Source organism: Rhizobium sp. 2YAF20, from assembly GCF_052114685.1.
Taxonomy (GTDB): domain Bacteria; phylum Pseudomonadota; class Alphaproteobacteria; order Rhizobiales; family Rhizobiaceae; genus Rhizobium.
This window is the reverse complement of record NZ_JBFRFF010000037.1, coordinates 39,722-63,942: the sequence shown is the minus strand read 5'-3', so window position 1 is coordinate 63,942 and position 24,221 is coordinate 39,722. Positions and strand designations below refer to the sequence as shown.

Below are 24,221 nucleotides of genomic sequence, written 5' to 3'. Positions count from 1 at the left end.
GAAGGATTACTGGGCTCGGTGCTTAAGCTGATGGGATTGGAGCTTCCCGTGCCCGACCACACAACCCTCAGCCGGCGGGCAAGAACCGGGAGGCCACCTGCCAAAGGCAATGACCGTCAGTCTATCGCGGATGGCCCCCTTCATGTTCTGGTCGATAGCACCGGGCTGAAGATCTACGGGGCGGGTCAATGGTTGGAAGAAAAGTATGGCGCAAAATCCCGCCGTGGCTGGCGCAAGTTGCATCTGGCGCTTGATGCCGGCAGTGGCGAGATCATTGCGCATGTGCTCACGGATCAGGACGCCGGCGACGCCTCGCAGGTCGAGCCGTTGCTCGATCAGATCGACGCTGCGATCGGCCAGTTCACCGCCGATGGCGCCTATGACGGCGATCCGATTTATGAGGCCGTCCTGCGTCACAGCACAAAAGCAAAGGTCGTCATTCCACCACGCTCAACAGCCGTCGCAAATCAAGACACTGAACCGCCAAGCCAGCGCGATCATCATATCGCGTCCATCAAAACGGATGGCCGCCTCGCATGGCAGGCTTCTACCGGGCATGGCAAACGGGCCTTGGTTGAAACGGGGATGGGCAGATATAAGCGCTCATTGGACGGCGATTGCGGGCACGATCATTCCATGCTCAGCAGACAGAAGTTGCCATCGGTGTTACCATTCTCAACCGGATGCTTGACACTGCACGCCCGGTTTCCGTCCGTTGCAAAGCGGCAACGGCGAATTCAAAGTAACCAACCCCTCAAAAAACCGAGCCGCGCCTTCATACTGATCCCTGCACCAACGCCGAGCGACTGGGCACGACCAGCACATCGCTTTGGATGTCGTTCAGGATACGCGAGGCTACACTACCCAAGAGAACATGCATCAGCCCCGTTCGCCCGTGGGTTCCTGCAACAACGAGATCGATATCAGCCTCGTCTACCAGCAAACGGAGGGCATTTACCACGTCTCCGCATCGAACCACGATATCAAACTCCGCGAGCGTCTGCTGACCGGCCACCTCTGTGATGAAGCTGCGGCATTCGTCGATAGCAGATCCTTCGAAATCACGTTCATAAGCGGCCTTATCATCCACCCACATTCGATATGGTGGATCGTATGCGTGAAACAGCGTGTGGTACCGGTGAGAGAACCAATTCAAGACCACCAATAAAGCTGGTTTTGACGATACAGTCAGGTCAGTCGCCAAAAGCGTCCGCCCCTTGGTGTCAAAGACCTTTTTCTTCACCACCAGAAGCGGAATTTGAGTTGACCGCGCTAGCTCGGTCACAGTGCTGCCAATTGGCATCAGGCTCAGCGGCCCGGCACTTGCTATTCCGGTAACGATCAGTTCAGCCCGCTCTTTCGCCGCGACGGCCAGGATGACGGCCGCGGAAGCGCCTTCGTCGGCGACAACCGACGAGCGAAGCCCCTCGATGCAGGCAAGTTCTTCGCGCAGGCGTTCCGCGTTACGCATCACGGCCCGACTATACGCGTCTCGAGCTGTCGTGTCGGTAGCCAGGCCGAACTCATCTAGGGCGTGAACGGCGGTCAGGCTTGCGTTCCATTCCATGGCGAGCTGCACTGCGCGATCCTGAGCACGGTCGCATCGCGCAGTGAAATCCGTCGCTAAAACAATATGGCTCGGCAAGCGTCGATCTTTGGTGCTGCCCGCCATGTCAGATGAAGAGTTCGATATGGTTCTATTGTGAGACAATCTACCGTTCCCGTGTTTCGTGCTTCAAATCAATCGGTCGATTGGTTGAAGCGTTCACTTGCGGTCTTACGAATGCCCTGTCCATTTGTTCGACAATCGTGTCTGCAACGAAGATCATGCGGCGCTTGGGCCAGGTTCATCGGGCGGATGCTCTAGGGATTTCCTTTGCGAAAAGGTTGAGGTGACCACGTTGACCAGCCTGAGACGAGGGGCAAGACCTTGGAAATCGAGCCGCATCACATTTATGGTTTGTGAGCCGCCTGCTTCTGTTTCTATCGCAATCGTCCTACCCGCTCTTAAACCAACCATCCCCAATCCCAGAAGGGACCTCACCGAGACGGTGTAAACCGGAAAGTCATGGCTCTCATTTTGGACCACTAGGGCTGTCCGTGGCGCACCTGCATTGAGGCGGAATGTCACACGGCTGTTTATCGTCACGACGTCATCGGGAACATTCCTGGGAGGACAGATTTCTGCCTGCGACAGCTTACTTGTAAGCAATCGGTTGTAAGCGTTGTCGCGAGGGTCCTGATCAAGAATTTCTCTGAGGATCTCGTGATCATTCGTCGTTAGGTAACACACAAGCGGCGTCGTCATGGCATAGCTCCTCGGAGCGAATGAGCTCCTCAAATTAATCTACCAGTCCCGCACTGCTACAAGAGTTTGTGGTTGGGTCCTTTCGGCGCGGAACCGCCTGACAAAGCTCACGCGTTCACCCAAAATCCACTCGAGTAGCATTTAACTAACACGAACTAGGGCCATTCTCGTCCTGTCCAGTTTCCTCAAAGACGAGCCAGGCGGTGCCCTTTGCTGCAATCCGAATTCTGCGAGCGTCTTGGACGCGCTCTGCCTGTTGTTTGGAGGAAGGGCCCATTGGTTTGGTCTTTTGTCCGCCACGGCATACCTGGCAGTACCACTGGTTGTCATCGTTTGAAAAGATATCAACCGAGGTGGCCGCCCCCTGCGGCTCATGCCTTGCAATCTCCTCGATGAACTTAATTAACCTTGAATAGTGCTTGGCGGGCACGTTCAAACCAAGCTTGGGCGAGGCCAACGTTGACATTGTTCATCTCCTTTCGATCACTGCTGTAGCGGCCGGCCAGCCTGCTGCTCGCGACGAACGGCTGCGGTACTGTGAGCATGACCTCTGTCAGCTCCGGCCTTTGATATTACTGTCATCCTGTTATTATCGCGCCTCTTAAGCAAACGAATTTAATCGTTCATTGTGTGCATTTTTACTGTTGGATTGTTTATTCCAGCGGCGATCAAGTCTGAATAGGTCTGCCTTTATCGGCGAGGAGGATGTTTAGTGCCTTATCGGCAGTGGGTGTTTACAAGATTCCTGGGCGGTACGGTCGCAACATCGGCGCCTGCGGAGTTGCCACAATGACGTGCTTTGAAATTCACAGAGCTCATTTGGCGACAGATCTCTATCAGAGGAATTCAATTGACATTTTAGCGCGCGTTTATCCAATTCATCGATGGACATCGAGCTCGCCCGTACATTCTTGGAGATAGTTTCAACGGGAAGCTTCGTTCGGGCCGCAGAACGCTTAAATGTTGCTCAGACGACCGTCAGCGCGCGGATCCGCAACCTCGAACAATTGCTCGGCAGGCCGCTGTTCGTTCGGAACAAAGCCGGAGCGTCGCTCACCCCGGCTGGCGAGCAGTTCCTGCGCCACGCGCCGGCGTACGTTCAGTTATGGCAGCGCACTCGGCAACAGGTCGCGGTGCCGCCAGGCCGCCGAGCGGTGCTGACGGTCGGCAGCGAAGTCACTCTTGCGGAACCACTCCTGCTGAGCTGGGTCAGATGGATTCGTCAGTCACTTCCCGATATCGCGCTTCGCGTCCATGTCGACGTGCCTCAGGACCTGATTAATCAAGTCGCTTCGGGGATAGTCGATGTGGCGATCATGTATGCGCCACAACATCGCCCCGGCCTTAAAATCGATTTGCTGACGGAAGAGAAGCTCGTGCTTTTGACAACCGACCCGGGAGTGGAGCGCCTCGAGGAGACGAATTACGTATACATGGATTGGGGGCCGGATTTCGTGCTGCACCACGACATGAACTTCCCGGATGTCACACCCGACCTTTCTTTCGATCTCGGTCCCCTGGCGCTCAGCTATGTGCTTGCGAGCGGCGGCTCCGGGTATTTCAGAATGAGCGTGGCGGAGCCATATATTGCGGCGGGGCAGCTCCATCTCGTGCCGGAAATGCCGCAATACTCCTACCCTATTTACGCAGTATGGTCTGCAAACTCTGACGAGAGCGTTGTGGGCCCTGCCCTGACCGGGTTGCACGCCCTCTCCGAGGGCAACATGGGGGCCTAGGCGGCCGTTTCGGTCGATGGAAACAGAAGATCGACTGTGGTTCCGGCTCCTCGCTTACTTGCGATGCGTAAATGGCCGCCGACCAATTTCACAGTCGCGTATACCTGTGACAATCCCATTCCCGTCCCGTTCTCGCCCTTGGTCGTGAAGAAAGGGTCCAACACCTTTTGCAAAATTTCCGCTCGCATGCCGCAGCCCTGGTCCTTAACGCTTAGGCGGGCATAGGTTCCTGGGGTCGGTTGACCGGGCGCGGCATCCGCCTTGAGAAGGCGCTCTGTGACGATGCAAATCTCGCCGCCGCTTGGCATGGAATCGCGAGCGTTGAGGACAAGATTGAGAACAGCGGCGTCGAACAACGTCGGATCGACGAGACAGTTCGGGACGTCGGAACCAAGTTCGAGCCTGACGCGGATGTCGGCTCCCGCGCCATATCTGAGCAAAGGCTCGAAGGAGCGGACGAGCTCATTCAAATCGCGCGCCTGGACGTCGGATTCCTTATCGTTTGCAAAGTCGAGCAACTGGGACGTCAGTTCAACGCCACGATCGACGCCTTCGCGCGCCGCCGCAATACAGGCGCGCACGCTCTCCGGCTGGTCTGCTTTTCTTTCGGCGAGCCTCAGGCCGGATTCGATAATCGTCAGGAGGTTTCTGAAATCATGGACTATGCCGCCGGTCATCTCGCCCAAGGACGCGAGTCGATGTACCGCGCCCCCGCGTTGTTGGGTTGCCCCTGTCCGGCCGCTGTGCTCCGCCTCCGATTGCAGCGAAATCTCGTTCGGAAACGCCATGTCTGCCATGGTAGCTATCTCCTTTTCAACGACGACCATCGGGAAACTCCGGTCCCCTTCCGCTTCGTCTTCATCTGTCGGTTTCAACTGCCGAGTCTGTCCGCTCGGCTCTCTAAACCTGACGGACCACTCGCTTTGCCAATATCTCTTCGACCATCGKAAACGCCCTCAGCGCCTCATCCGGCACGCCGCGACTTGCGGCGACCGACTCCATCCAGCTGCCATGCGCTTCTGGTTTGCCGACGATAATGCGACCGACCATTCCAGCGTGCTCATGGGGAACGCAATAATAGTCATAAACCCCTTGCTCGGTGAAGGTAACCGAGAAGCTCTCGTCAGGTAGGAGATAGTCTGAATCCCAGGGTTTTGCCGCCTTAGGAATGCGGAGCGGCCTCCCGAAGTTTGCTGGATGATAGGCGGTCGTTGTATGCGAATTGCCGGGGTTGTGGTTGATCCAACGGACCAACTGACCGGGCTTGATCAGAACGCCAATCGGATCGAACCAGACACGCGAGCCATCAGGGCGCCCCTGCATCCGAATCTCCACCACCTCTTCGGCCCATACATCTCGCTGGGATAGGGAAAGGGCGGCGAGGAGCCCGCCGCCCAAGCCCAGCACGTCACGCCGCGCGACCGTCATTTGGCAACGCTCGCTTCGTCGGCCGCTGGGACATGCCACAGTACCACATGAATATGCGGCTCTTCGACGCCTGGATGGCCGGCATTGTAGTAGACGTCGACATGGTCGACATTTCCGCCAGGCGCTGCAAGGTTATCGAATGCTTTGTCCGGATTGAGATCCTTGGTCGGCAGCATATAGATCGTGCTGACAAGCTTTCCGTCGTGATCATATGCGAGGAACGGACCGGCCGGCAATGTCGCCGGATCGACGAAGAGTTGACCCATGCCGGGTAGGAAATCAGGTAACTTCACCAGCTTGCTTACCTGCTGATAAGGGGCGGCTGGTGGCGATTTTGCCACTTCATCCGCCGCCATAGCATAAAGCGAGCTGGCCAGTGTCAGAACAGGTACGAGGAGAAGTTTTTTCATCGGGGGACTTCCTTTTTCGTTCAAACTCGCGATCGCCTAAATTCCGGCAGCAACGGGCCGCTCACGATCCGTCGCGTAGAGCCATTCAAGAACCAGACGGCGATATTAGTCCAACGAAATAAACCGGCATTTCAATGCAGCATTTCTGCACTTTCTTTTGTGTCCGCCTGCATCACCAAAACACAGCTGAGCGTAAAATATGGGTCTTCCTATTCGCCGGCCGTTCGCCGAAAGTAAACTTAACGCACGATGGCGAACTCAACTGCGATCCGAGACTCTCAACGCTCGCTTGATTTCAGAAATTCTCTCACCATCTTTTAACTACTATGATTATCTTCACGCACCAGCGAAACCCAGGACGTCTTAAAGCATGCCTCTAGCCCGGACGCGAACCAAGCTTCGCGTCCGGGTCAGCCAGCACTTCAATTCAATGTGACACCGCTGCAGACGGAGTGCCAAGCGCGCTCTGTTGGCACTTGCGCGGCTCGGCTTAGAGGCGACTACGATGATTTTCAGAAATCTGTCAGAAGAAGACGTCACGCTTGACCTTGTGACAAAGGGAAAGCATTCAGCGCTGTCCAAGATTGCTGTCAAGATTGCGCGAAAAACTGAAGTTGATGATCAAGTTGTTCTTCAGAGCCTTTGGACGCGAGAAAGTGCCGGCACAACAGGTATTGGCCGCGGTATTGCTATCCCGCATGCTATGTTACGATCGATCTCGTGTCCCGTTGCGTCGTTCACGCGACTAGCCGTCCCCACTGATTTCGGCAGTCCGGACGGCGATCCCGTCGATCTTGTTTTCACGCTGCTTTGGCCCCGCCCCGCCGCGACCACGTTCCTGCCCGCACTCGCCCAACTGTGCCGACGGGTTCGGGCGCCTCGGGTTTGCGAGGGGCTTCGACTGGCACGGTCCTCCGACGAGGTGATGGCAATCCTAGACAGTGACCCGAGAGCGATGAAGGAGCCCCCGATATTGGACCGAGCCGCTACCTGGGTGTCGCTCAGGTGAACAAAAAAAGGACGCGTGAGTAAAATGAAGAAACAGATCAAGAACCCGCGAATGCCATCAATCGTGATTGGTGAGACGGATCACGAGCGATTGAACAACGTTGCCGTCGCCTTGGCTGATCGCTTTCCCGAGATTTGCGGTGGTCTTTTGCGCGAGCTCGAACGCGCACGTGTGGTAGCCGACGTCTCCGTGCCCAAAAATGTCGTGCGTATGGGATCGACGGTGGAGTATGAGGCGGATACTGGTGCGCGAAGAGTCACACTCGTTTTCCCGAGAGGCGCCGATATTTCAGAAGGAAAGATATCCATCCTCACTCCCATAGGAACTGCCCTTCTCGGCCTGGCCGCCGGCCAGGTGATGCACTGGACCGCACGCGATGATCGGCAGCACAAGCTGAGGGTTCTAGCGGTTACCGGTGTGTCATAGCATGTTGTTGTGAAAGCGAGTTCGCGCGTGAAATCAGATCTGGCGATTAGTTGCGGCGCTCGTTGGGTTAGCGTATTGCGCAATGGAGGGTGAATTATGATCACTGGCTCTCAATGTCGTGCAGCACGGGCACTTATCGACTTCTCGCGCGAGCGTCTCGCAATATCTGCGGGCGTTAGCATCGAAACCATCGTGCATTTTGAGCGTAAGCTCGCCGAACCAACTGACGATGAAGTGTTTGCCGTACAATTGGCTTTGGAAAACGCCGGCGCCGTATTCATTTCTGACAACGGCCGGGGCATCGGTGTGCGTCTGAAATTCACAAAATCTGAAGCTAAACGTATCGCGGTGCTGGAGAATGAAGGCGGTATAGTTTCAGCTGACCGCGTTCCGTAGGTGACGTTAGGTTAACGTATTCGATGTTGTCCTACTTTCGTTGCCTTCAGGCGGACGTGTGCCGCGTTGCGGGTTCTCCTGCCGAGGGTGCGGCTGCAAATTCTTCAGGACGTGGCGCACTCGGTTGCCGCCGAGATCCACATCAGCGCGTTGGCGGCCCGATCTGCCATGCCCAATAGGAGGCCTTTCATGAGCTCCGACACAAATGACTCCCTGCATGATCGTCGGTGGCGGCGCTGCCGGCCAGGCGCCCGCTGAAACCCTCCGGCGTGAGGGCTATGGCGGGCGCGTGACAATCCTGACCGCCGATGCGGCAGGCCCTCGTGACCGACCTAATCGGTCGAAGGGCTATCTCGCGGGGACCGCACCACACCTGACAGTTCGAAGCCGCTGCGCTCACCTCAATTCTACTGGGCTCAGGACATCGATCTGAAACTACGGGCGCGGGTGAGCGTTATCGACACAAAGACACGGCACGCTGGACTCCTTCGCCTGCCGGTTCCCCTGTCGCATTAAAACAAGGCAGTCGCCAAGTGCCACGCCTGTTCGAATCCCACAGGCCAGTACCGCGCGAATGGAGCCTCTTCCAGATTATTCGATGGTGACGTCATGCTACTCGGTGGCGCGTTCTCGGATGGAGCTACCGCATGAAATGGGAGACCGAATCAATGTCGGTCTCCTCATTTTTCATTGCAAAACCGCTGCCTTTGACAAGGGTTCGATCAAACGCAATCCCGCTGGTCGCGGATTCCGTCCGTTAGAACACAAATTTTCAATAGACGTCCATCAGCGATAGCCAACGCCCATGACATAATCGCGCAACAAAGTGTCCATTTGTTCCACTTCCTGCATGAGGATCTCGAGTGCATCTCGCGCATTGAGTACCCAGATCGGCCGAGATACTGCGTCGGTGACGGGAATATTTTTTAGCCGTCGTTCCTTCATGATCGACCAGACCTCGTGCAACCAGTCCGTCGGTCGGCAGATGGTGACATCCTGTGTCATCACCAACGATATCGCGATCTCGCAGGTGAAACCCTGACATTGGCCGATCTGCCTTACGATGTCGGTTTTCGTAATTACGTCCTTTGCCGCTGACAACGACGAGGTCCGATGAGCCACCAAGCAGTCGCGCTGCTTCAAGCAAGGGCGCATCATATCCCACAGTGACGAGTCTCTTACGGGCCATAGGTAGTACTCGATCGACCAGCATCTTTCCGTCCTTTTCCCGGCTCTCAGCCGCCGAAGGAGATCGGCAACCTGATGATGATGGCCGTAACCGCCAGCGTGAAGCAACAATGACATGGAAACAACGGTTGCCGAAAAGAATGTCAGCCGTGAGCGCCGCTATTTGCGTTGGGCATTTTCATTTGAACCGCGCGCCGCGCCGTTCGAAGATTAGACAGGCCTCATGACGACGATCGCGCTCAATATTGAGCTTGCGACCTGCGGCGTTTCGGCTTGATGGCTGACGCGACCACAACAATCGCTCAATGGAGCTTGGTAGGCAGTAACGAACCCAGTTGTGACACAATCGCGCAGGATGATCGTCAAAAGATATATTGCACGTAAACCTTTTAAGGCATAGATCTGGGACATCGTCGTTCATATCATGGAGACCCAAATGGCTAGAGAGCTTACCGAGGCTACAAAGGCAGTCGTCCGCGCCACCGCCCCTGCATTAACGGCTCACGGCACGGACATCACCGCTGCAATGTACGTCCTCCTCTTCAAAGATGATGAGGTCCGCAATCTCTTCAATCAGTCCAATCAGGGCGAAGGCGGAGGGCAGACGAAGGCGCTAGCGAATGCGATACTTGCCTATGCCCAAAACATCGACAATCTTGGCGTTCTCGGCACGGCCATCGAACGGATTGCGCAGAAGCACGTCGGCCTCCACATTCAACCGCAGCATTATCCGCATGTTGCAAAGGCACTCCTAGCCGCCATCAAACAAGTTCTGGGCGATGCTGCCACTCATGAGGTCGTCACCGCATGGGGAGAGGCATTCTGGTTCTTGGCCGATATCTTGATCGGCAGAGAGAAGCAGGTGTACGACGAACTGATTGCCTCAGAAGGCGGATGGGTCGGGTGGCGGCGGTTCCGGGTCGAGACGAAGCGGCGCGAAAGTGACATCATAACTTCTTTCGTCCTTAAACCTGAAGACGGCGGCCCCGTTGTCCAGCACCGTCCCGGCCAGTATCTGACATTCCGGATCGTCGTACCGGATGCGGGCGAGCATCGACGCAACTACAGTATCTCGTCTGCTTCCAACGGCAGCCACTACAGGATCTCCGTCAAACGTGAGCCCTCCGGTCTGATCTCTAATTATCTGCACGACAATGTGTCTGAAGGCGACATCCTCGATGTTGCACCGCCCACTGGCGACTTCTTTCTTAAGGAAGACACCCAGCGGCCTGTGATTCTGCTAAGCGGTGGTGTCGGTTTGACACCGATGATCAGCATGCTGGAGACCGTCGCCGGCCGCGCAAATGCTGGGAACGTGCACTACATACATGGAACTCAGGACGGCAAAGTACACGCCATGAGCGAACATGTCCGGAAGCTGACGTTCGGGCGAGACGACCTAAGAACGGCGGTATTCTACCAGAGTCCGCACGCAGATGACCGCAAAGGGACCCATTACGATCATGAGGGCTTCGTCACCATCGAATGGCTCGCGGAAAATACGCCATTGACGGAGGCCGACGTTTACCTCTGTGGTCCCAAGCCGTTCCTGGCCACCTTCGTCAACGGCCTCGCAAATGCGGGCGTGAAGGCTGACCGTGTCCACTACGAATTTTTCGGGCCGGCCGACGACCTCGCTGCATGACATTTGCCTCAGGCGTCAGAGTTCGCTCCGCCGCCTGCTCCTGCTATGGTGCGCAAAACCAAGAGGTAGTTGATGCGGCTGACAGTTTATTCCGATTACGCGTTGCGACTGATGATGTATCTCGGCCTGGGAGGAGACGACCTCGTCACGATCGATGACGTCGCTAACGCCTATGGGATTTCGAAGGCCCATCTGATGAAGATCACGCACGAGCTAGGTAAGAAGGGTCTGATCGAGACTGTGCGAGGCCGACAAGGTGGTATGCGGCTCGGTCGAAAGGCTTCTTTGATCCACATCGGCGAAATCGTGCGGGCTACGGAATCCGATTTCGCTCTCGTTCCTTGTATGGAGCCGGGAGCCGGAATCGTCTGTGTCGTACAACCATCATGCGTGCTAAAGCGCGCGCTTGCGCTAGCGACGAGTGCCTTTCTCGAAATTCTCGACGGATATACCCTTCAAGATCTGATCGATCCTGCCGCCGACCTAAGGCAACTCCTAGGTATTTCGGACAACCGGGCCGTTGGAGGGCGGCCGCGATGAACAGGCCGATGTCGTCCTTGGTCCCGCGTTCGCAGAAGTCAGCAGGAATACGAGACCCTGACAGTGGCGTCTGGGCGGCGGACCGCCGCAGTCTGGGGGGGGGCGCAACGAAAGGCCCGTCAACTTCGCTCAACTTTCGCAACCCAGAAACGTCAAACTCCCTCACCGCGGCGAAGGGTCGCGCGACGCTGGTAGCACCTGCTCTAATCTCACCCAGGTTCCCACATTCTCATTGGTCAGCCGTTGAACTGAACATAAGTCAGAGCAACAATAGGATTGGAACGACTTGGTGGACGTTGCTGCAACTAACTTCGACCTGCGGAGCCCCGAAATACCCGCTAGTTCGGAACAGCCGCAACTTGACGCGTTGCTTTCGAGCATTCGTGCCTGTCGAGCGTGTGCTGGGGAATTCGACCATGAACCGCGCCCGGTGATGCAGGTAACCTCTGAGACCCGTATCTTGATCTGCGGCCAGGCGCCAGGACGACGCGTGCATGAGAGTGGACTGCCATTCGATGACCCCTCAGGCGATCGTCTGCGCGAATGGCTTGGGCTAGATCGCGACGCCGTCTATGCGGACTCGCGTATTGGCGTGGCCCCTATGGCGTTCTGCTTTCCGGGGACCAATCCTAAAGGCGGCGACTATCCACCACCGCCCCGCTGCGCGGCGCTCTGGCGGCGGTCGCTTCTGGCCTGCCTCCCGAGGGTGGAAGTGACGCTTCTGGTCGGCGGTTACGCTCAACGATGGGCGTTGCAGCACACTTCGGGGCGGTCGATGACCGCGACCGTCACTGCGTGGCGCGACTATGGTCCCGCAGTGATCCCGCTGCCTCATCCCTCGTGGCGCAGCACAGTCTGGCTGCGTCGCAACCCATGGTTTGAGAACGAGTTGGCGCCTCATCTGCGCATCCGGGTTGCCGCCATCCTGGGCAACGTAGCTGTCCCTTATTAACCGGCGTCGTGATACCCCTGATTGTTTAGATCAGTTCGGCCAGGCCAGATCCGGATTGGCGTGATCGCCTGGTCGGCGGTGGTCCGAAATTTCTGCCGCGTTCAGCAAAACACGCCCACGCCGGGGCTCCCATCAGTCGCTCAATCGGGTGAGCACCTGGCCGCGGTGCAGCGCTACATGGTAGGTCTTGCTGCTCTTGATCTCGTAGTGAGGAGACTGCGGGCTCGTGTAATGCGTGTGGGCTTTGTACTCTATATTTTGAGTATGAATCGCAATGATCGTGCCCGTGACGGTGACGCGGCCTGCCTCCGAGTTCCAACTCGCCCGATCCCCGACCTCAAGCCGTTTCGTCATCGCGAGCGGCGGCGCGAGACCTTCCTGAGGGACCGGATCTTGAAGTGACCCGTTCTTGGCCATCCCGAACTCCCGTTGGGCGCGGAGTCCCGCCGAGTCGGCATGGACGAAGGCCGCTGCCGACTTCTGGCCGCCGCGCCGATAGTGACCGAGCAGTCCCTTGCCGTGAGGTTACCTTCAATTTCTGCCTCGTCCTATCCTTCGCCGGACCAAAGTAGGCCAAGCTGAAATCGTACTGTTCGGTCCGGAAAATGGGACGCAACCGAGCCGTTCGCGACGGTCAAGCATGTTGCGTGCCGCGGTCTGGCCCTGGCGTTCAGCGACCCCACGGTGTTCCACGCGAATGTTCTCACCTCGGCGAGACGGTCGAGCCGGCGGGCGATGTCGCCGGCGGCGGAAATCTTCCTTCCGTCCGACAAGAACCCAATTGATCGGAGATTTTCTTGATTGGTCGAGGCGACGAGACCGGGTCGTCCTGCCTGAAGGATCAGGTTGCCCAGATCAGCGGAACGATGAACGTCGCCCGGAGAGGCGCCCTCGGGCGACGCTGTGACGATGAGATCGGTTATAGACGCCGAGTCGATCAGCAAACCGGTCGGATTGACAACCGCGCCACGCCATTCCGTCTCAACCGTTGCGCCAGCAAGACCTTTGAATTCAGCGCGTAGGCCTTCAATCCGTCGCTCGATGTTCGGCGGATCACGCTCTCACATTCAAAGGCTGCTCTTCCTTCCATCACGGCGGCGGTAGAACGTCGGCGGCCGAAAGGCCGATCAGGCGTACATCGAACCGCCAAGTCAGATCGACACTGAGCTTGATTACTGGTTGTTGTTCGTCCTACTCGAACATGATCCGAGCCGTTCCGCTTTTGCGATCAACATTCTCTGGTTATCTCGAATCCGCATAGCCTGTTGTTTGGTACAAGAACCCATCGGCGGTCGTTTCGTTTGGCCGTACCACTGATTACCGTTCGAGAAGATTTCAACCAACGTCGGCGCTGCACTGGCCGCTTCCTTGGCGACCTCTCCGATGAATTTGACGATCGTTGAATACTGTTGAGAGGGTGCGACCATGCACATACCCGGTGGCGCTAAGTTCCTGGTGCTTTGTGAATATAGTTCGAACTGCTTTGGTCACGACGGGCATTCCGCTCAGCCATTTCTTTGCGCTCTTCCCCTGATTGCTGTGCCCGAGAGCACTTTGCTACGTCGCCATCTGGTGCTCCATTTCCGCCTCGGCCTCCAGGCTCTCAGTGTCGCGGAAGATCGAAACGACAGCCAGCGTACGCCCACCGCGCTTGAAGCGCAGCAGGCAGTCCTTGTCGATGATGTCTCCATCGACCACGATCTCGTCCCATTGCGCGGCATGGCCAACATAGTTGATGGGAACATCGTAATGCTGGCTCCAAAAGAACGGCACGGCGGTGAATTCCAGGCCATGGCCAAGCATGTTCAGGGCCGCGGTTTGCCCCTGCCTCTCGGCGACCACCCAATGTTCGACTCGAACATTCTCGCCACTGTGGGGATCAGGCCACCGCGCAATGTCACCGGCCGCGAAGATCCCTGGTACGCTCGTCTCCAGAAACGCGTTAACAACGACCCCGTCTTCAACCAACAGCCCCGCCCTTTCGGCAAGCTCAGTCCGCGGCCGCACACCGATGCCTGCGACGACGAGATCCGCCGTCAACATATCGCCATTGCTAAGCTTCACCTTCGTGCCGTCGATGCTGCTGACGATATTCTCGAGATGGAACGCGACACCGTTCTCCTCATGGAGGGCGCGGATGAAGTCGCCCATTTGCGGGCCCAGGACCCGCTCCATGGGCCGCTTATCCGGCGCCACGACATGTACTTCGAGATTGCGCGAGCGCAGGGCCGCAGCAACCTCCAGACCGATGAAACTGGCGCCAAGCACGATGGCGCGCCGCGCCGTCGCGGCTCGCTCGATGATCGCCTTGCAATCTGCGAACGAGCGCAGCGTGTGAACGTGCGGCTGGTCGAAGCCGGGAATGGTAAGACGGACCGGTTCGGCTCCGGTCGCAAGCAGCAGTCTGTCGTAGGGGATACGGGCCCCGTCCGCGAGTACGACCTCGCCAGAACCAGCATCGATGCTGGCAACGTTCGCATTGAGACGCAAGTCGATTTGGTTCTTTGCGTAATAGCTTTCGCCACGGAGTGGAATCCAATCCTCCGATGCTTTGCCGGCGAGGTAGTCTTTCGAAAGGTTGGGGCGATCAACGGGCGGTGCATCGTCGTTGCTAAGCATGACGACGCTGCCTTGATAGTGTTCGCGCCGCAATCTTTCGGCCGCTGCAAAACCGGCCGCGCCGCCGCCGATTATGACGATCTTATCCGGAATCTGGCCGGAGCGTCCATCGGACTGCTTCGGTGACGTCCATTTGCGCTTTTCTCCCACAAATATCCGATCATCTCGCTGTTCCACCGACCAGCAAACGACTGGATTGAAGGCGGGCGCACGCAAGGCCTCGCCCGTACGCAAATCGAAGCAGGCGTGGTGCCAAGGACACCGGATGGTATCCTCGACTACAAGACCGTCGACGAGCGGCCCGCCATAATGTGTACATTTCGTCGCGACAGCGAAGACCGCGGCTCCGCGGCGCACAAGCAACACCTGCTCGTCGCCGCAGCGACCAACAAGCTTGCCGCCATCAGGTAGATCGGAAAGCGCGATGCCCTGGACAAGATCTGGCCCGTTTAGTTTAATATGGACTTCAGCCATATTCTTCTCCCTTGGCGATCCAGTGTGAAAATGTCGGTATGGCGGAGCGGAACTCCCAGGCCAACCAGCCTCGGAATACCTTTTGCCTGGCTAGCGCCTTCGCCTTTCAGTCTGTCGAACGTTGGACGTTCTCATTCGTTACCGATCAAACAGGATATATGATGGAGTTTCCCTCCTTCTGAGGTATCGTGCAAACGAATTTAATCGGCAATTGTCTACAATTCTTATGATAGCTAAACAGAACCCTCGTAGTTCATGTCGAATATCACAGGATCGCTTGCCCTGTCCTACCCCAGTCGGCGAGGAAGGATACCAATTCCTTCTCGGTAAGCGGGTGTTTGGCGAGATTTCTACGCACCCCCGGCGGTACGGTCGCAATATTGGGGCCTGCTATCGCCGCCCGCTTGACATGTAGAGGTGTGCGAATTGAGGATGCCAGGATTTCCGTCATGAAGGATTTGCCATTGTTGTAGATCGTGCGGATTTCTCGGATCACTTCCATGCCATCCAGCCCGAGTTCATCTAGCCTGCCGACGAACGGTGAGATGTAGGCCGCACCGGATTTGGCGGCGAGCAGCGCCCGGGTGGCTGAAAACCAGAGCGCGACATTGACCTTCGGCCCGCGCGCGCTGAGTGCCCGACAAGCGCTGAATCCATCCCAGGTGGATGGCACCTTGACGGCCACATTAGTGGCAATGCTGGCCAATCGCTCTCCCTCGGCGAGCATGCCGTCGAACTCGGTCGCGGGGTAACTTCTGCTGAAGCCGGACCGTCGATCGTCTGGCAGATCTCCTTGATCAGATCCTTGATCGGTCGGCCGGTCTTTGCGATCAGCGAAGGGTTGATGGTCACTCCGTCGAGAACGCCTGCGGCGGCAAGCTCGCGGATTTCAGCAATGCCGGCTGTATCGATAAAGAACTTCATTGTCCTTCTCCTCAACGTGAATAGCCCGGCGATGATTTGATGTGGTTTCTTGGCTCGGTTCCCAGAACGATGATTTTGCCCTCGCAGTTGTGATGGAACACCCTAGATACTTGAAAGCAGTGGACAGTTAGGATCGACGTCGATGGGCAAAAAAATCTCCGAAAGAGTGAAATTGAAACGGGCATATGAAACCCCGGACACCGACGACGGCATGCGCGTTTTGGTTGACCGGCTTTGGCCGCGCGGGGTTAAGAAGAGCGAAGCAGCGATCGACCTCTGGATGAAGGAACTCGCGCCAAGCACCGAGCTTCGGAAATGGTTCGGACATGATCCAGCCCGCTGGGACGAATTCCGCAAGCGGTACACGGCGGAAATCCATGAGCATCGCGATGAACTCGACCGATTGCGAGGCCTGATAGCAGACGGCACGGTCACGCTTATCTATTCAGCTCATGACGAGACACACAACGATGCCGTCGTCCTCAAAGAGATATTGCAGACACATCGATAGAGAGGCATCGCCCGTTTTCTCTGTTTCGCCCACAGCATCGAGAAGGGCGCAGAATTCGTTATAAGGATTGCCTCGTCGCTCGCATCCGACACGAACACGAAGATGTCGCCGCGATATCCCTCGATCCAATGATGGTCGGCACCATGGCTGCGCAGGCAGGCGCCGAACTTGTGGATCGTGAGTGGCCCAGGCCCTGGTGTAGGAGAAAGGTTATGCTTTGCAGTCGGGGCGGGTCGCCTGCCTGGCTCAGGGCGCGAACTTCTGGCCCTGAGCGTTGAACTGTCTCAGATATGCAATGACGTCGGCGATCTCTTAGTCCTTGTTGAGACCGGCAAATGTCATCGTTGTGCGGGGGACCACTTTGCGCGGCGCGCGCAGATACGCCGTCAGCGTCCGCTCATCCCAGGTCAGGCCCGAATTCTTGTTCGCCGCGGAATAATTGTAATTCGGATATGCACCAGCTACTCGGCCGACGACCCCATTCAAGACCGGACCTATTGCGTTCTTTGCGTCGGAGCCGACCTTGTGGCAGGCCATGCACTTTCTGAAGACGAAGGCGCTGGCTTCGGCATTGCCGGATGATGGCTCCTCTGCATGGGCGGAGCCGATTGCGGTCAGAATTGCGGTCGCCAATCCAAGCATGGTCGATTTTATGTTTTGCCTCTTTCAACGAGCGGTCTGTAAAGGGCGCAAACTGCCGCCGGAAATGACGGAGATACAACCGTCTACCGGACCCGCACTATTTGTCCGGCTTCCGACCGGCCGTCGTCATGTGCGAATTGCCAGAGTTGAGATTGGTCCAGCGGACCGACAGTGCTGGTTTGCCGATCGGGTTTGCATTGCATTATCGCTTCGTTTAAAACATATATTGACAATACATGTTTTATTTGGAACTCTGTCTGGAGTTGGTTGCCGAGACAGCGTGAAAATGTAAATCCATCGATCCTATCGTAAGACACGGCTGTAAACTCGCGCTTTTTCGATGTCGACCGAGGCAGTTCTTGGTGTTGGCCATCGGCGGGTATTCTCCAGGAGCCCGTACAAGGAAACCTTGATTGCGCTCGGCGAGAATGCCAAAGCCGCCATGGCCTTGAGAAAATGGGAGCATGCAGATGACCGGGAATAGCCGGAGCAATAGAACCATTATTATCGACGGCGTCCCGATGCCGGATGTGCTTGACGAGACCATGATCCATGATGTGGTTCACGGTTTCTATGATGAAATTCGCCGCGACGATCTTCTCGGCCCGATCTTCCATCGCGCCATCCAGCCAGACGCGTGGCCACACCATTTGGCTAAGATGTGCGATTTCTGGTCCGCGACGCTGCTCCAGACGTCCCGATATAAAGGCCGGCCATTGCCGCCACATTTGGCGATTTCCGATCTCGGCGAGGAACATTTTCGGCGTTGGTTAAAGCTGTTTCGCGTCACCGTGCGTCACATCTGCCCGCCCGAGGTGACAGCACTTTTCATGAACCGCGCGCTACGCATCGCTCACAGTTTCCGCCTCGCGGTCGCTTTCAGCCGTGGCGAGACCACGATTGGCATCGACCCCATTGCCGAGAAAGACCTGTGATGGGGAGTGGTGTTTGAATGGCCGATACAAAGGCGCCGCTCATAAAAGGAGCAATCCGTGTGGCTGACCAATTTCTTGGACTATGCCTTGAGGATGCTGATGTACGCTGCCTCCGCCGGCGATCGCCTGATCACGATCGAGGAGGTTGCACGCACCTTCAACGTGTCCAAGAGCCACCTAAACAAGGTCGCCAATATCCTGACCCGCAGCGGCTATCTGAAGGCGGTCCGCGGCCGTTCCGGTGGCCTTGTTCTGGGGCTCCCGCCCGAGATGATCCGGATCGGCAATGTCATACGACTGACCGAGCCGGATTTCGGGATTGTGGAGTGCTTTGCCACCGGCAACCAATGCGTTCTCACCGGCTCCTGCAAGCTTTCAAGCGTGTTTGGCGAATCGATGGCCTCCTTCCAGATCATCCTTGACCGCTACACGCTGGCTGACGTGGCCCTGATGCCCCAGGACTTCCTCAGTGGACAGCTACCATCCTCCCGTTCCGGCCTAGCGCGAGACGGCGGGCAAAGTCGGCGTCTTTTTTCGGATCGGAGATAAGGTGATTGCGGAACGAAGAATGGAGAGCCCGACGTCTCGTCGTGGCATCGGTTCGAGGACAGAGCAGGCACCCGTCACCCTCACCTATACCTACGAAGTACCTCTTATGGAGATGAGCCATGATTAAATCAAAGAAGAACGATAAGCAGGTAACAAAGAAAATAGAATCTGGTATCGACTCGGACGACAGTCTGTTGCCGATGTTGATAGGCGGGCTTGTCCTGATTGTCATCGGCGCGATCGTCGTCATGATGTTCGTCTAGTCAGTGCCTTTCCGATCGAGACCCAGGACGGTCGGATTGAATCCAAAGTGATGGTTGCTGGAATCTATGTCAACTTTTCACGATGCGGAAAAAAACGGTGGAAATCTCGACTTGGATATCGACCGCGCCCGGACCTTCATCGAAATCGTTCACACTGGAAGCTTTCAGAAAGCCGCCGAGCGCTTCACGTGGCGCAAACCATCGTCAGTGCGCGCATTCGGACACTTGAAGAAGAACTCGGACGCAAGCTCTTCATCCGGAACCAATCAGTGCCAAGTTGACGGCGGCAGGACGGGAGTTTGAGCGTTTCGCGCAATCATTAATGCAGGCATGGGAGCGTGCGCGTCTTCACATTGCCATTCCGCAAGGGCAGACGGCCGCTATTGCGATGGGAGGAGAGCTCAGCCTCTGGAACCCCATTCTCCTTGGGTGGCTGGTCTGGATGAAAAATGAGTAGGGGTCGGGGGCTATGAGAATGTCAGGTGTCATTTCTTGGCCATCGACCGGAATGGGAATATTCCAGATACCTCGCCCAAGCCTCTCGCCGCGTCGTCTGCAGTAGAATGTCAACGGCCTAACCTTCTCGGTAACGATCGTAACAAACAGATTGCGCTATGCTCATTGGGAGAAGCCATCGAACCGCTGAGATCGGGCTCGCCCCGAAATGGCCAGTGGGCACTGATTATTTTGCAAGCCACATCGTCGAGGAATACATCCAAATTGTTTTCATTCATACGATCGTTCTTTCTCCGCCGAGGAACAATCTTCGAAAACCATCCTCCCGGCGACCTTGCCGAGAGATTATGGATTTTACCGGCCCTCGAGATTTTCCTAGATGTCGCAGAACAATCCACCGTGACGCGTTCAGCGATGATTGTGAATCGTGCGCCCTCGAACATCACCAATCGCGCTCGTGCGCTGGAGGATGAACTTGGCGTCGAATTAGACGGGAAAATTCGTTGCTTGCTTGGATTGCAATGCCGATATTGTCGAACAAGCTCGAGATTACTCTCGACCTCGTCAAGAAAATCTGTGGAGTTCGCCGGGAACGCATTGCGGAGGAAGCACGGACGCAGCCCAAGAGAACTCACTATATCGAGGGCGGCTCGATCTGGGACGCGCCCTGCGATATGACCATGCTCGCTTCCACGTAGAATGACCTGACGGGCAAGGATTCAAGCGGCCTGGTTCCGTATGGAGTCATTGCGGTCGACGAAGGCGCGAGTGTGCCCTGCTCGCCGGATGCGATGCGCATTTCCAGCAGGCCATGTTCTGTTCGCGCTCGGAATCTGCAAACGCCGGGGTGTCGCAACATCAGCCTTTGAAAGGCAACAGAACGCGTCGAGTGACGGCTGGACGTTCTAGCAGACCGAAAGCCGCCCGGCAGCCATCCTGCGTGACATTCATGCGGAAATCGCGGCTGGCTGCGGTGAGTTCCAACAGATACCCAACAATCCCAAGTCAATGGCAGACTTATCCGCCTCGCGCAAACCGTGCCGGGGCGGGGCTCTAATTTTCAATACAATATTTTTGTATTTAAATGGCAATTAATTCCGTTTGCTCATTGTCGAGAAACGATACAGACTAATGGTTGTAGACGTGTCTGCGGCCCGTCCGCCCTTGTGGCGGCACTAGCCTCGCCGAGGCCGCAGAATGCCTGGAGGCGCCCATAAAGGATTTGATCATGCTCAGAGCTAAACGCGACGCACTGGGAGGCGAACCCGGCAAGGCTATTCCTTCGCTCGGTGCAATCGAAGGGCGTCTGATGATCCTCGAACTCATCGCGGACACGGCGCTCATACGTCTACTTCGCCTCCATGATCCGCAAAAGCGATCTGCTCTGATGGCAGCGGTGCGCCATGCGGTCGACTGCAAGTGCCGCGATGCCCGGCTGGATGCAGCCGATATCTCTTCAGCGGAGAAATATGCGGAGGAACTATTGAAGAGCGTGCAAGAGCAGGCGGATGATCTCGATGCGGTTCGCAATGCTCGACGGCGGTAGAATGATGTCCGGCCGTGCAGCCAAAGACGTCATCCCAACCAGGGTAATTTCAGTCCGCCCAAGGCTGGCATTAGTAACCGCTGCATCGCGGCAGGCAAGGAGCGCACCAATGACCATTCATCTAGATTGCTTGCGGACCCGCGAAGCATTGCTTGCGGGAGCGGGATGCCCCTGCCGCACTATCATGACTGCGGTTTCACACTCGATAGAACGACAGTTGATCAATAGGAAATTTCAATCCGCTCGGCACGGTCCGATGCTTGGGTTCGCAAGGAATTATGTCAGCCGCTCAGGAAGCATCATCGTCGGCGTTTTGAGCGCAGATCGATTTATCAAAAGTGCACAGGCCAGGGTTTTCGTATTGAGTTCGTGGGACCCGGCGGGAAAGATCTCCTTTAGGGAGTGAACGATATTGCCTGAATCATCTGACCGATCCGACGACGATTTGCTTGAGCTATTCCAGCGTGCAGCGTTCGACTATTTTCTGGAACAATCCAATCCTGAGAATGGCCTGGTGGCCGACACCAGTCGCGCGGGTAGCCCGGCAAGCATTGCTGTGGTCGGCTTCGCGCTGTCCTGTTACCCCGTCGGCGTCGAGCGTGGTTGGATGACACGGGCAGAAGCTGCGGCTCGGACGCTCGCAACTTTGCGCTTCTTCGACAGGAGCTCGCAGAGCGAACTACCGGACGCAACCGGATATAAAGGCTTCTACTACCATTTTCTCGACATGAACGATGGTAGGCGTGCATGGAACTGCGAAATCTCGGTGATTGACACGACATTCTTGCTGGCGGGGATACTGACTGCCGGTGTCTATTTTGGCGGAAATGAACCAAACGAGGACGAGATTCGAGGGTTGGCCGATTCACTTTACCGTCGTGTCGACTTTGACTGGGCGTGCGGCGGCGAGAGAACTGCTCGACAGGGTTGGAAGCCGCAGGGCGGGTTTATCCACTATGGCTGGAATGGCTATGATGAAGCGATCATTCTTTATGTTCTCGGCCTTGCGTCCCCGACCTGTCCGCTTCCCGAACATAGCTACATTGAATGGACAGGCACGTATCAGTGGGAAAATATCTACGATTTGGAATTTCTCTATGCGGGTCCGTTGTTCATTCATCACTATTCCCAGGCTTGGATCGATTTCTCCGGCATACGCGACCGTTTCATGCGCGAGAAGAAGAGTGACTACTTTGAAAACAGCCGGCGCGCCACGTATGTCCAGCGCGAATACGCGCGACGGAACCCACGGGAATTTGCAGGATATGGCAAGGATTGCTGGGGCATCACGGCAAATGATGGCCCGGGTTTCAGAAAGCTGAAAATCGAGGGGAGAGAGCGCCGCTTTTTCAGCTATGCCGCACGCGGCGTGCCCTATGGACCCGATGACGGAACAATTGATCCATGCGCGGCGCTGGCGTCGCTACCATTCGCGCCCGAACTTGCCCTGTCGGCTTTGCGCCACTTTTGTTCGCGTTATCCGGAGGCGATCCGAAACTCGAGGTTTACCAGCAGTTTCAATGCGACGCTGTCGGATCACGGGCAAGGGGGATGGGTATCGGAGGGTTGCTTCGGACTCGATCAGGGGATCATTGTGATGATGATCGAGAATTATCGCTCGGGGTTGATTTGGAAGCTGACCCGGCAATGCCCCCACATAGTCAAGGGCCTTCGCCGCGCTGGATTTAACGGCGGCTGGTTGTCGTGACACGCAAGGACCAATCAGATCCAAACGGGTCGCGGGATGGCCAATTGCGGAGCAGGCTTCTTGACAATGTTCGTCCCCCCACGTGGCAAAACCCGACAAATGCAAGCAAATATAACCTTGTTGTCCTGGGCGCCGGTCCTGGCGGGATCACTGCAGCGCGCCAAGCAGCGGCTCTCGGCGCGAAAGTGGCTTTGATCGAGCGCAAATTCATAGGCGGTGTCAGTTTAAACGTCGGCTGCGTGCCGTCGAAGGCGATCATTCGCACCGCGCGGCTATACGCTGAGATGAGCGCTGCGGAAATCCTGGGCGCTCAAGTGCCGGCCAATGTCGTCGTCGACTTCGCGGCGATTATGGAGCGTATGCGGCGGCTCCGGATACGATTAAGCCAAGCGGATTCCGCTCAGCGATTGAGCGAGGCTGGCATTGATGTCTATTTCGGGGAAGCAAGCTTTACGGCACCTAACACAGTGGAGGTAGCTGGGGAGACGCTGCGATTTAAGAAAGCGCTAATCGCGACAGGTGCGCGCCCGTTGGTCCAACCGTTACCGGGGTTAGACGACGTTGGCTTCCTTACCAACGAGAACGTCTTTAACCTGACGGAATGTCCGCGGCGGCTTTTGGTGATGGGTGGCGGACCTCTAGGCTGCGAACTGGCGCAGGCATTTTGTCGGTTCGGTTCGCATGTCATCATTGTACAAAATGACCCGATGTTCTTGCCGAAGGAAGAGCGCGACGCAGCGCACATTCTCTCGGATGCATTGGCACGCGACGGCGTCGACGTTCGTCTGAACACAGCCGTTGTGGGCGTGCAGTTAGACGGGGCGGAAAAAGTTGTGGAGCTCGTGAGCGCCGGGGAGAAATCCAGCGTTCCCGTTGATGAAATTCTCGTTGCGACAGGGCGCACGCCGAATGTCGAAAACTTGAACCTAGAGGTCGCCAATGTGCAATTCGACACAAAGAACGGAATTTTCGTGAACGACTTTCTGCAAACCAGCAACCGTAAAATCTATGCCGCCGGAGACGTGTGTATGGAGCATAAATTCACCCATGCTGCCGAGGCTTCCGCAGGTACGGCGGTAACAAACGCACTGGTCTTTGGCCGGAGACGGTTGAGTAAGCTGCAAATCCCCTGGTGCACCTATACCGATCCGGAGATCGCCCATGTTGGGCTGTATGTTGCGGAGGCGCGTGCGCGGGGTATTCCCGTGACCACATACACCATCCTAATGCACGACGTAGATCGTGCCGTGACGGATGGGGAAGAGGATGGATTCGTAAAAATTCATGTTAAGCAGGGTACAGATCGGATACTCGGCGCCGCGGTGGTCGCACGCCATGGCGGCGAAATGATCGACGGTGTTTCGCTTGCGATAACATCTGGAATTGGTTTGCGGGCCCTCGCCAAGGTCATTCACACGTATCCAACACAGACGATGGCCATCAAAATGGCTGCAGATGCCTTTGACCGAGCCCGGCGGACCTCGCTGCTCAAGTTTTTGTCCAGAGGTTGGCTCTGGTTACAAAGGCGAATTAGCTACGGAGACCGGCGCTAATTG

General features: G+C 56.6%; 26 protein-coding genes and 3 pseudogenes. 18 read left to right on the top strand and 11 right to left on the bottom strand.

What is annotated here, in order from left to right; all coding sequences use genetic code 11:
* Positions 1-746: pseudogene (locus tag AB4Z52_RS28840) on the top strand (IS5 family transposase); the annotation flags it as partial.
* 29 nt (positions 747-775) lie between these two features.
* On the opposite strand, the gene AB4Z52_RS28835 reads toward AB4Z52_RS28840, so the two are convergent.
* From AB4Z52_RS28835 to AB4Z52_RS28825, 3 genes are all read right to left on the bottom strand, one after another.
* Positions 776-1,672, bottom strand: coding sequence for a universal stress protein (locus tag AB4Z52_RS28835; RefSeq protein ID WP_442221306.1), 897 nt, complete (start codon positions 1,670-1,672; stop codon positions 776-778).
* Positions 1,673-1,825: 153 nt separating this feature from the next.
* Complete coding sequence (locus AB4Z52_RS28830) at positions 1,826-2,308, bottom strand: hypothetical protein (RefSeq protein ID WP_442221305.1); 483 nt, start codon at positions 2,306-2,308, stop codon at positions 1,826-1,828.
* A gap of 145 nt (positions 2,309-2,453) precedes the next feature.
* Positions 2,454-2,774: a hypothetical protein gene (locus AB4Z52_RS28825; protein ID WP_442221304.1), complete on the bottom strand. Its 321-nt coding sequence runs from the start codon at positions 2,772-2,774 to the stop codon at positions 2,454-2,456.
* 418 nt (positions 2,775-3,192) lie between these two features.
* Between AB4Z52_RS28825 and AB4Z52_RS28820 the strand changes: the two genes are divergently transcribed.
* Positions 3,193-4,044: a LysR family transcriptional regulator gene (locus AB4Z52_RS28820; RefSeq protein WP_442221303.1), complete on the top strand. Its 852-nt coding sequence runs from the start codon at positions 3,193-3,195 to the stop codon at positions 4,042-4,044.
* Here AB4Z52_RS28820 and AB4Z52_RS28815 read toward each other — a convergent pair.
* From AB4Z52_RS28815 to AB4Z52_RS28805, 3 genes are all read right to left on the bottom strand, one after another.
* Positions 4,041-4,841: an ATP-binding protein gene (locus AB4Z52_RS28815; RefSeq protein ID WP_442221302.1), complete on the bottom strand. Its 801-nt coding sequence runs from the start codon at positions 4,839-4,841 to the stop codon at positions 4,041-4,043. The two genes, AB4Z52_RS28820 and AB4Z52_RS28815, sit on opposite strands and share 4 nt — an antisense overlap.
* Positions 4,842-4,944: 103 nt before the next feature.
* Positions 4,945-5,367 carry a plastocyanin/azurin family copper-binding protein gene (locus tag AB4Z52_RS28810; RefSeq protein ID WP_442221301.1) on the bottom strand — a complete coding sequence of 141 codons (423 nt, stop codon included), beginning with the start codon at positions 5,365-5,367 and terminating at the stop codon, positions 4,945-4,947.
* Between the two features lie 101 nt (positions 5,368-5,468).
* Complete coding sequence (locus AB4Z52_RS28805) at positions 5,469-5,882, bottom strand: DUF5602 domain-containing protein (RefSeq protein WP_442221300.1); 414 nt, start codon at positions 5,880-5,882, stop codon at positions 5,469-5,471.
* Positions 5,883-6,387: 505 nt separating this feature from the next.
* Here AB4Z52_RS28805 and AB4Z52_RS28800 point away from each other — a divergent pair.
* From AB4Z52_RS28800 to AB4Z52_RS28790, 3 genes are all read left to right on the top strand, one after another.
* Positions 6,388-6,891, top strand: coding sequence for a PTS sugar transporter subunit IIA (locus tag AB4Z52_RS28800; RefSeq protein ID WP_442221299.1), 504 nt, complete (start codon positions 6,388-6,390; stop codon positions 6,889-6,891).
* Between the two features lie 24 nt (positions 6,892-6,915).
* Positions 6,916-7,317, top strand: coding sequence for a nucleoside diphosphate kinase regulator (gene rnk, locus AB4Z52_RS28795; RefSeq protein ID WP_442221298.1), 402 nt, complete (start codon positions 6,916-6,918; stop codon positions 7,315-7,317).
* Between the two features lie 96 nt (positions 7,318-7,413).
* The gene (locus tag AB4Z52_RS28790; RefSeq protein ID WP_442221297.1) at positions 7,414-7,713 is read left to right on the top strand and encodes a helix-turn-helix domain-containing protein; all 300 of its coding nucleotides are present in this window, start codon (positions 7,414-7,416) and stop codon (positions 7,711-7,713) included.
* A gap of 786 nt (positions 7,714-8,499) precedes the next feature.
* On the opposite strand, the gene AB4Z52_RS28785 is transcribed toward AB4Z52_RS28790, so the two are convergent.
* A complete protein-coding gene (locus AB4Z52_RS28785; protein ID WP_442221296.1) occupies positions 8,500-8,814 on the bottom strand; it encodes a signal-transduction protein in 315 nt (104 codons plus the stop codon).
* Between the two features lie 523 nt (positions 8,815-9,337).
* Between AB4Z52_RS28785 and hmpA the strand changes: the two genes are divergently transcribed.
* The 3 genes from hmpA (at position 9,338) to AB4Z52_RS28770 (ending at position 12,038) form a co-directional block, all read left to right on the top strand.
* Positions 9,338-10,546, top strand: coding sequence for an NO-inducible flavohemoprotein (gene hmpA / locus AB4Z52_RS28780; RefSeq protein ID WP_442221295.1), 1,209 nt, complete (start codon positions 9,338-9,340; stop codon positions 10,544-10,546).
* A gap of 72 nt (positions 10,547-10,618) precedes the next feature.
* The gene (locus tag AB4Z52_RS28775) at positions 10,619-11,086 is read left to right on the top strand and encodes an RrF2 family transcriptional regulator (protein WP_442221294.1); all 468 of its coding nucleotides are present in this window, start codon (positions 10,619-10,621) and stop codon (positions 11,084-11,086) included.
* A 433-nt stretch (positions 11,087-11,519) separates the two neighbouring features.
* A complete protein-coding gene (locus AB4Z52_RS28770) occupies positions 11,520-12,038 on the top strand; it encodes a uracil-DNA glycosylase family protein (protein WP_442221293.1) in 519 nt (172 codons plus the stop codon).
* 132 nt (positions 12,039-12,170) lie between these two features.
* Here AB4Z52_RS28770 and AB4Z52_RS28765 read toward each other — a convergent pair whose 3' ends face one another.
* The 3 genes and pseudogenes from AB4Z52_RS28765 to AB4Z52_RS28755 all read right to left on the bottom strand — a co-directional run bounded on the left by AB4Z52_RS28765 (position 12,171) and on the right by AB4Z52_RS28755 (position 16,055).
* Positions 12,171-12,455, bottom strand: a complete 285-nt coding sequence (locus AB4Z52_RS28765) for a DUF2945 domain-containing protein (protein WP_442221292.1) — start codon at positions 12,453-12,455, stop codon at positions 12,171-12,173.
* A gap of 1,140 nt (positions 12,456-13,595) precedes the next feature.
* Positions 13,596-15,131, bottom strand: coding sequence for an FAD-dependent oxidoreductase (locus AB4Z52_RS28760; RefSeq protein ID WP_442221291.1), 1,536 nt, complete (start codon positions 15,129-15,131; stop codon positions 13,596-13,598).
* 265 nt (positions 15,132-15,396) lie between these two features.
* A pseudogene (locus AB4Z52_RS28755) lies at positions 15,397-16,055 on the bottom strand (transaldolase family protein).
* Between the two features lie 142 nt (positions 16,056-16,197).
* On the opposite strand from AB4Z52_RS28755, the gene AB4Z52_RS28750 reads away from it, so the two are divergent.
* Positions 16,198-16,566: a DUF488 domain-containing protein gene (locus tag AB4Z52_RS28750; RefSeq protein ID WP_442221290.1), complete on the top strand. Its 369-nt coding sequence runs from the start codon at positions 16,198-16,200 to the stop codon at positions 16,564-16,566.
* 312 nt (positions 16,567-16,878) lie between these two features.
* Here AB4Z52_RS28750 and AB4Z52_RS28745 read toward each other — a convergent pair whose 3' ends face one another.
* Positions 16,879-17,208: a c-type cytochrome gene (locus AB4Z52_RS28745; protein WP_442221289.1), complete on the bottom strand. Its 330-nt coding sequence runs from the start codon at positions 17,206-17,208 to the stop codon at positions 16,879-16,881.
* A 470-nt stretch (positions 17,209-17,678) separates the two neighbouring features.
* Here AB4Z52_RS28745 and AB4Z52_RS28740 point away from each other — a divergent pair, with 470 nt between their 5' ends.
* From AB4Z52_RS28740 to AB4Z52_RS28700, 9 genes and pseudogenes are all read left to right on the top strand, one after another.
* A complete protein-coding gene (locus AB4Z52_RS28740) occupies positions 17,679-18,143 on the top strand; it encodes a group III truncated hemoglobin (RefSeq protein WP_442221288.1) in 465 nt (154 codons plus the stop codon).
* A 57-nt stretch (positions 18,144-18,200) separates the two neighbouring features.
* On the top strand, positions 18,201-18,692 hold the full coding sequence (locus AB4Z52_RS28735) for an RrF2 family transcriptional regulator (protein WP_442221287.1): 492 nt from the start codon (positions 18,201-18,203) through the stop codon (positions 18,690-18,692).
* A gap of 119 nt (positions 18,693-18,811) precedes the next feature.
* The gene (locus tag AB4Z52_RS28730; RefSeq protein WP_442221286.1) at positions 18,812-18,955 is read left to right on the top strand and encodes a hypothetical protein; all 144 of its coding nucleotides are present in this window, start codon (positions 18,812-18,814) and stop codon (positions 18,953-18,955) included.
* Between the two features lie 50 nt (positions 18,956-19,005).
* Complete coding sequence (locus AB4Z52_RS28725; RefSeq protein ID WP_442221285.1) at positions 19,006-19,236, top strand: LysR family transcriptional regulator; 231 nt, start codon at positions 19,006-19,008, stop codon at positions 19,234-19,236.
* 211 nt (positions 19,237-19,447) lie between these two features.
* A pseudogene (locus tag AB4Z52_RS28720) lies at positions 19,448-19,888 on the top strand (helix-turn-helix domain-containing protein); the annotation flags it as partial.
* Positions 19,889-19,914: 26 nt separating this feature from the next.
* Positions 19,915-20,109 carry a hypothetical protein gene (locus tag AB4Z52_RS28715; protein ID WP_442221308.1) on the top strand — a complete coding sequence of 65 codons (195 nt, stop codon included), beginning with the start codon at positions 19,915-19,917 and terminating at the stop codon, positions 20,107-20,109.
* Between the two features lie 530 nt (positions 20,110-20,639).
* Positions 20,640-20,957, top strand: a complete 318-nt coding sequence (locus tag AB4Z52_RS28710) for a hypothetical protein (RefSeq protein ID WP_442221284.1) — start codon at positions 20,640-20,642, stop codon at positions 20,955-20,957.
* A gap of 445 nt (positions 20,958-21,402) precedes the next feature.
* A complete protein-coding gene (locus AB4Z52_RS28705) occupies positions 21,403-22,665 on the top strand; it encodes a glucoamylase family protein (protein WP_442221283.1) in 1,263 nt (420 codons plus the stop codon).
* On the top strand, positions 22,662-24,218 hold the full coding sequence (locus tag AB4Z52_RS28700) for a mercuric reductase (protein WP_442221282.1): 1,557 nt from the start codon (positions 22,662-22,664) through the stop codon (positions 24,216-24,218). The genes AB4Z52_RS28705 and AB4Z52_RS28700 overlap by 4 nt, the downstream gene beginning before the upstream one ends.
* Positions 24,219-24,221 lie beyond the last annotated feature (3 nt).

Coding starts and splice junctions, on each gene's coding strand:
- AB4Z52_RS28835 (WP_442221306.1), bottom strand. CDS start 1,672: ATGGCGGGCAGCACCAAAGATCGACGCTTGCCGAGCCATATTGTTTTA.
- AB4Z52_RS28830 (WP_442221305.1), bottom strand. CDS start 2,308: ATGACGACGCCGCTTGTGTGTTACCTAACGACGAATGATCACGAGATC.
- AB4Z52_RS28825 (WP_442221304.1), bottom strand. CDS start 2,774: ATGTCAACGTTGGCCTCGCCCAAGCTTGGTTTGAACGTGCCCGCCAAG.
- AB4Z52_RS28820 (WP_442221303.1), top strand. CDS start 3,193: ATGGACATCGAGCTCGCCCGTACATTCTTGGAGATAGTTTCAACGGGA.
- AB4Z52_RS28815 (WP_442221302.1), bottom strand. CDS start 4,841: ATGGCAGACATGGCGTTTCCGAACGAGATTTCGCTGCAATCGGAGGCG.
- AB4Z52_RS28805 (WP_442221300.1), bottom strand. CDS start 5,882: ATGAAAAAACTTCTCCTCGTACCTGTTCTGACACTGGCCAGCTCGCTT.
- AB4Z52_RS28800 (WP_442221299.1), top strand. CDS start 6,388: ATGATTTTCAGAAATCTGTCAGAAGAAGACGTCACGCTTGACCTTGTG.
- rnk (WP_442221298.1), top strand. CDS start 6,916: ATGAAGAAACAGATCAAGAACCCGCGAATGCCATCAATCGTGATTGGT.
- AB4Z52_RS28790 (WP_442221297.1), top strand. CDS start 7,414: ATGATCACTGGCTCTCAATGTCGTGCAGCACGGGCACTTATCGACTTC.
- hmpA (WP_442221295.1), top strand. CDS start 9,338: ATGGCTAGAGAGCTTACCGAGGCTACAAAGGCAGTCGTCCGCGCCACC.
- AB4Z52_RS28775 (WP_442221294.1), top strand. CDS start 10,619: ATGCGGCTGACAGTTTATTCCGATTACGCGTTGCGACTGATGATGTAT.
- AB4Z52_RS28770 (WP_442221293.1), top strand. CDS start 11,520: ATGCAGGTAACCTCTGAGACCCGTATCTTGATCTGCGGCCAGGCGCCA.
- AB4Z52_RS28765 (WP_442221292.1), bottom strand. CDS start 12,455: ATGGCCAAGAACGGGTCACTTCAAGATCCGGTCCCTCAGGAAGGTCTC.
- AB4Z52_RS28760 (WP_442221291.1), bottom strand. CDS start 15,131: ATGGCTGAAGTCCATATTAAACTAAACGGGCCAGATCTTGTCCAGGGC.
- AB4Z52_RS28750 (WP_442221290.1), top strand. CDS start 16,198: ATGGGCAAAAAAATCTCCGAAAGAGTGAAATTGAAACGGGCATATGAA.
- AB4Z52_RS28745 (WP_442221289.1), bottom strand. CDS start 17,208: ATGCTTGGATTGGCGACCGCAATTCTGACCGCAATCGGCTCCGCCCAT.
- AB4Z52_RS28740 (WP_442221288.1), top strand. CDS start 17,679: ATGACCGGGAATAGCCGGAGCAATAGAACCATTATTATCGACGGCGTC.
- AB4Z52_RS28730 (WP_442221286.1), top strand. CDS start 18,812: ATGATTAAATCAAAGAAGAACGATAAGCAGGTAACAAAGAAAATAGAA.
- AB4Z52_RS28725 (WP_442221285.1), top strand. CDS start 19,006: ATGGTTGCTGGAATCTATGTCAACTTTTCACGATGCGGAAAAAAACGG.
- AB4Z52_RS28710 (WP_442221284.1), top strand. CDS start 20,640: ATGCTCAGAGCTAAACGCGACGCACTGGGAGGCGAACCCGGCAAGGCT.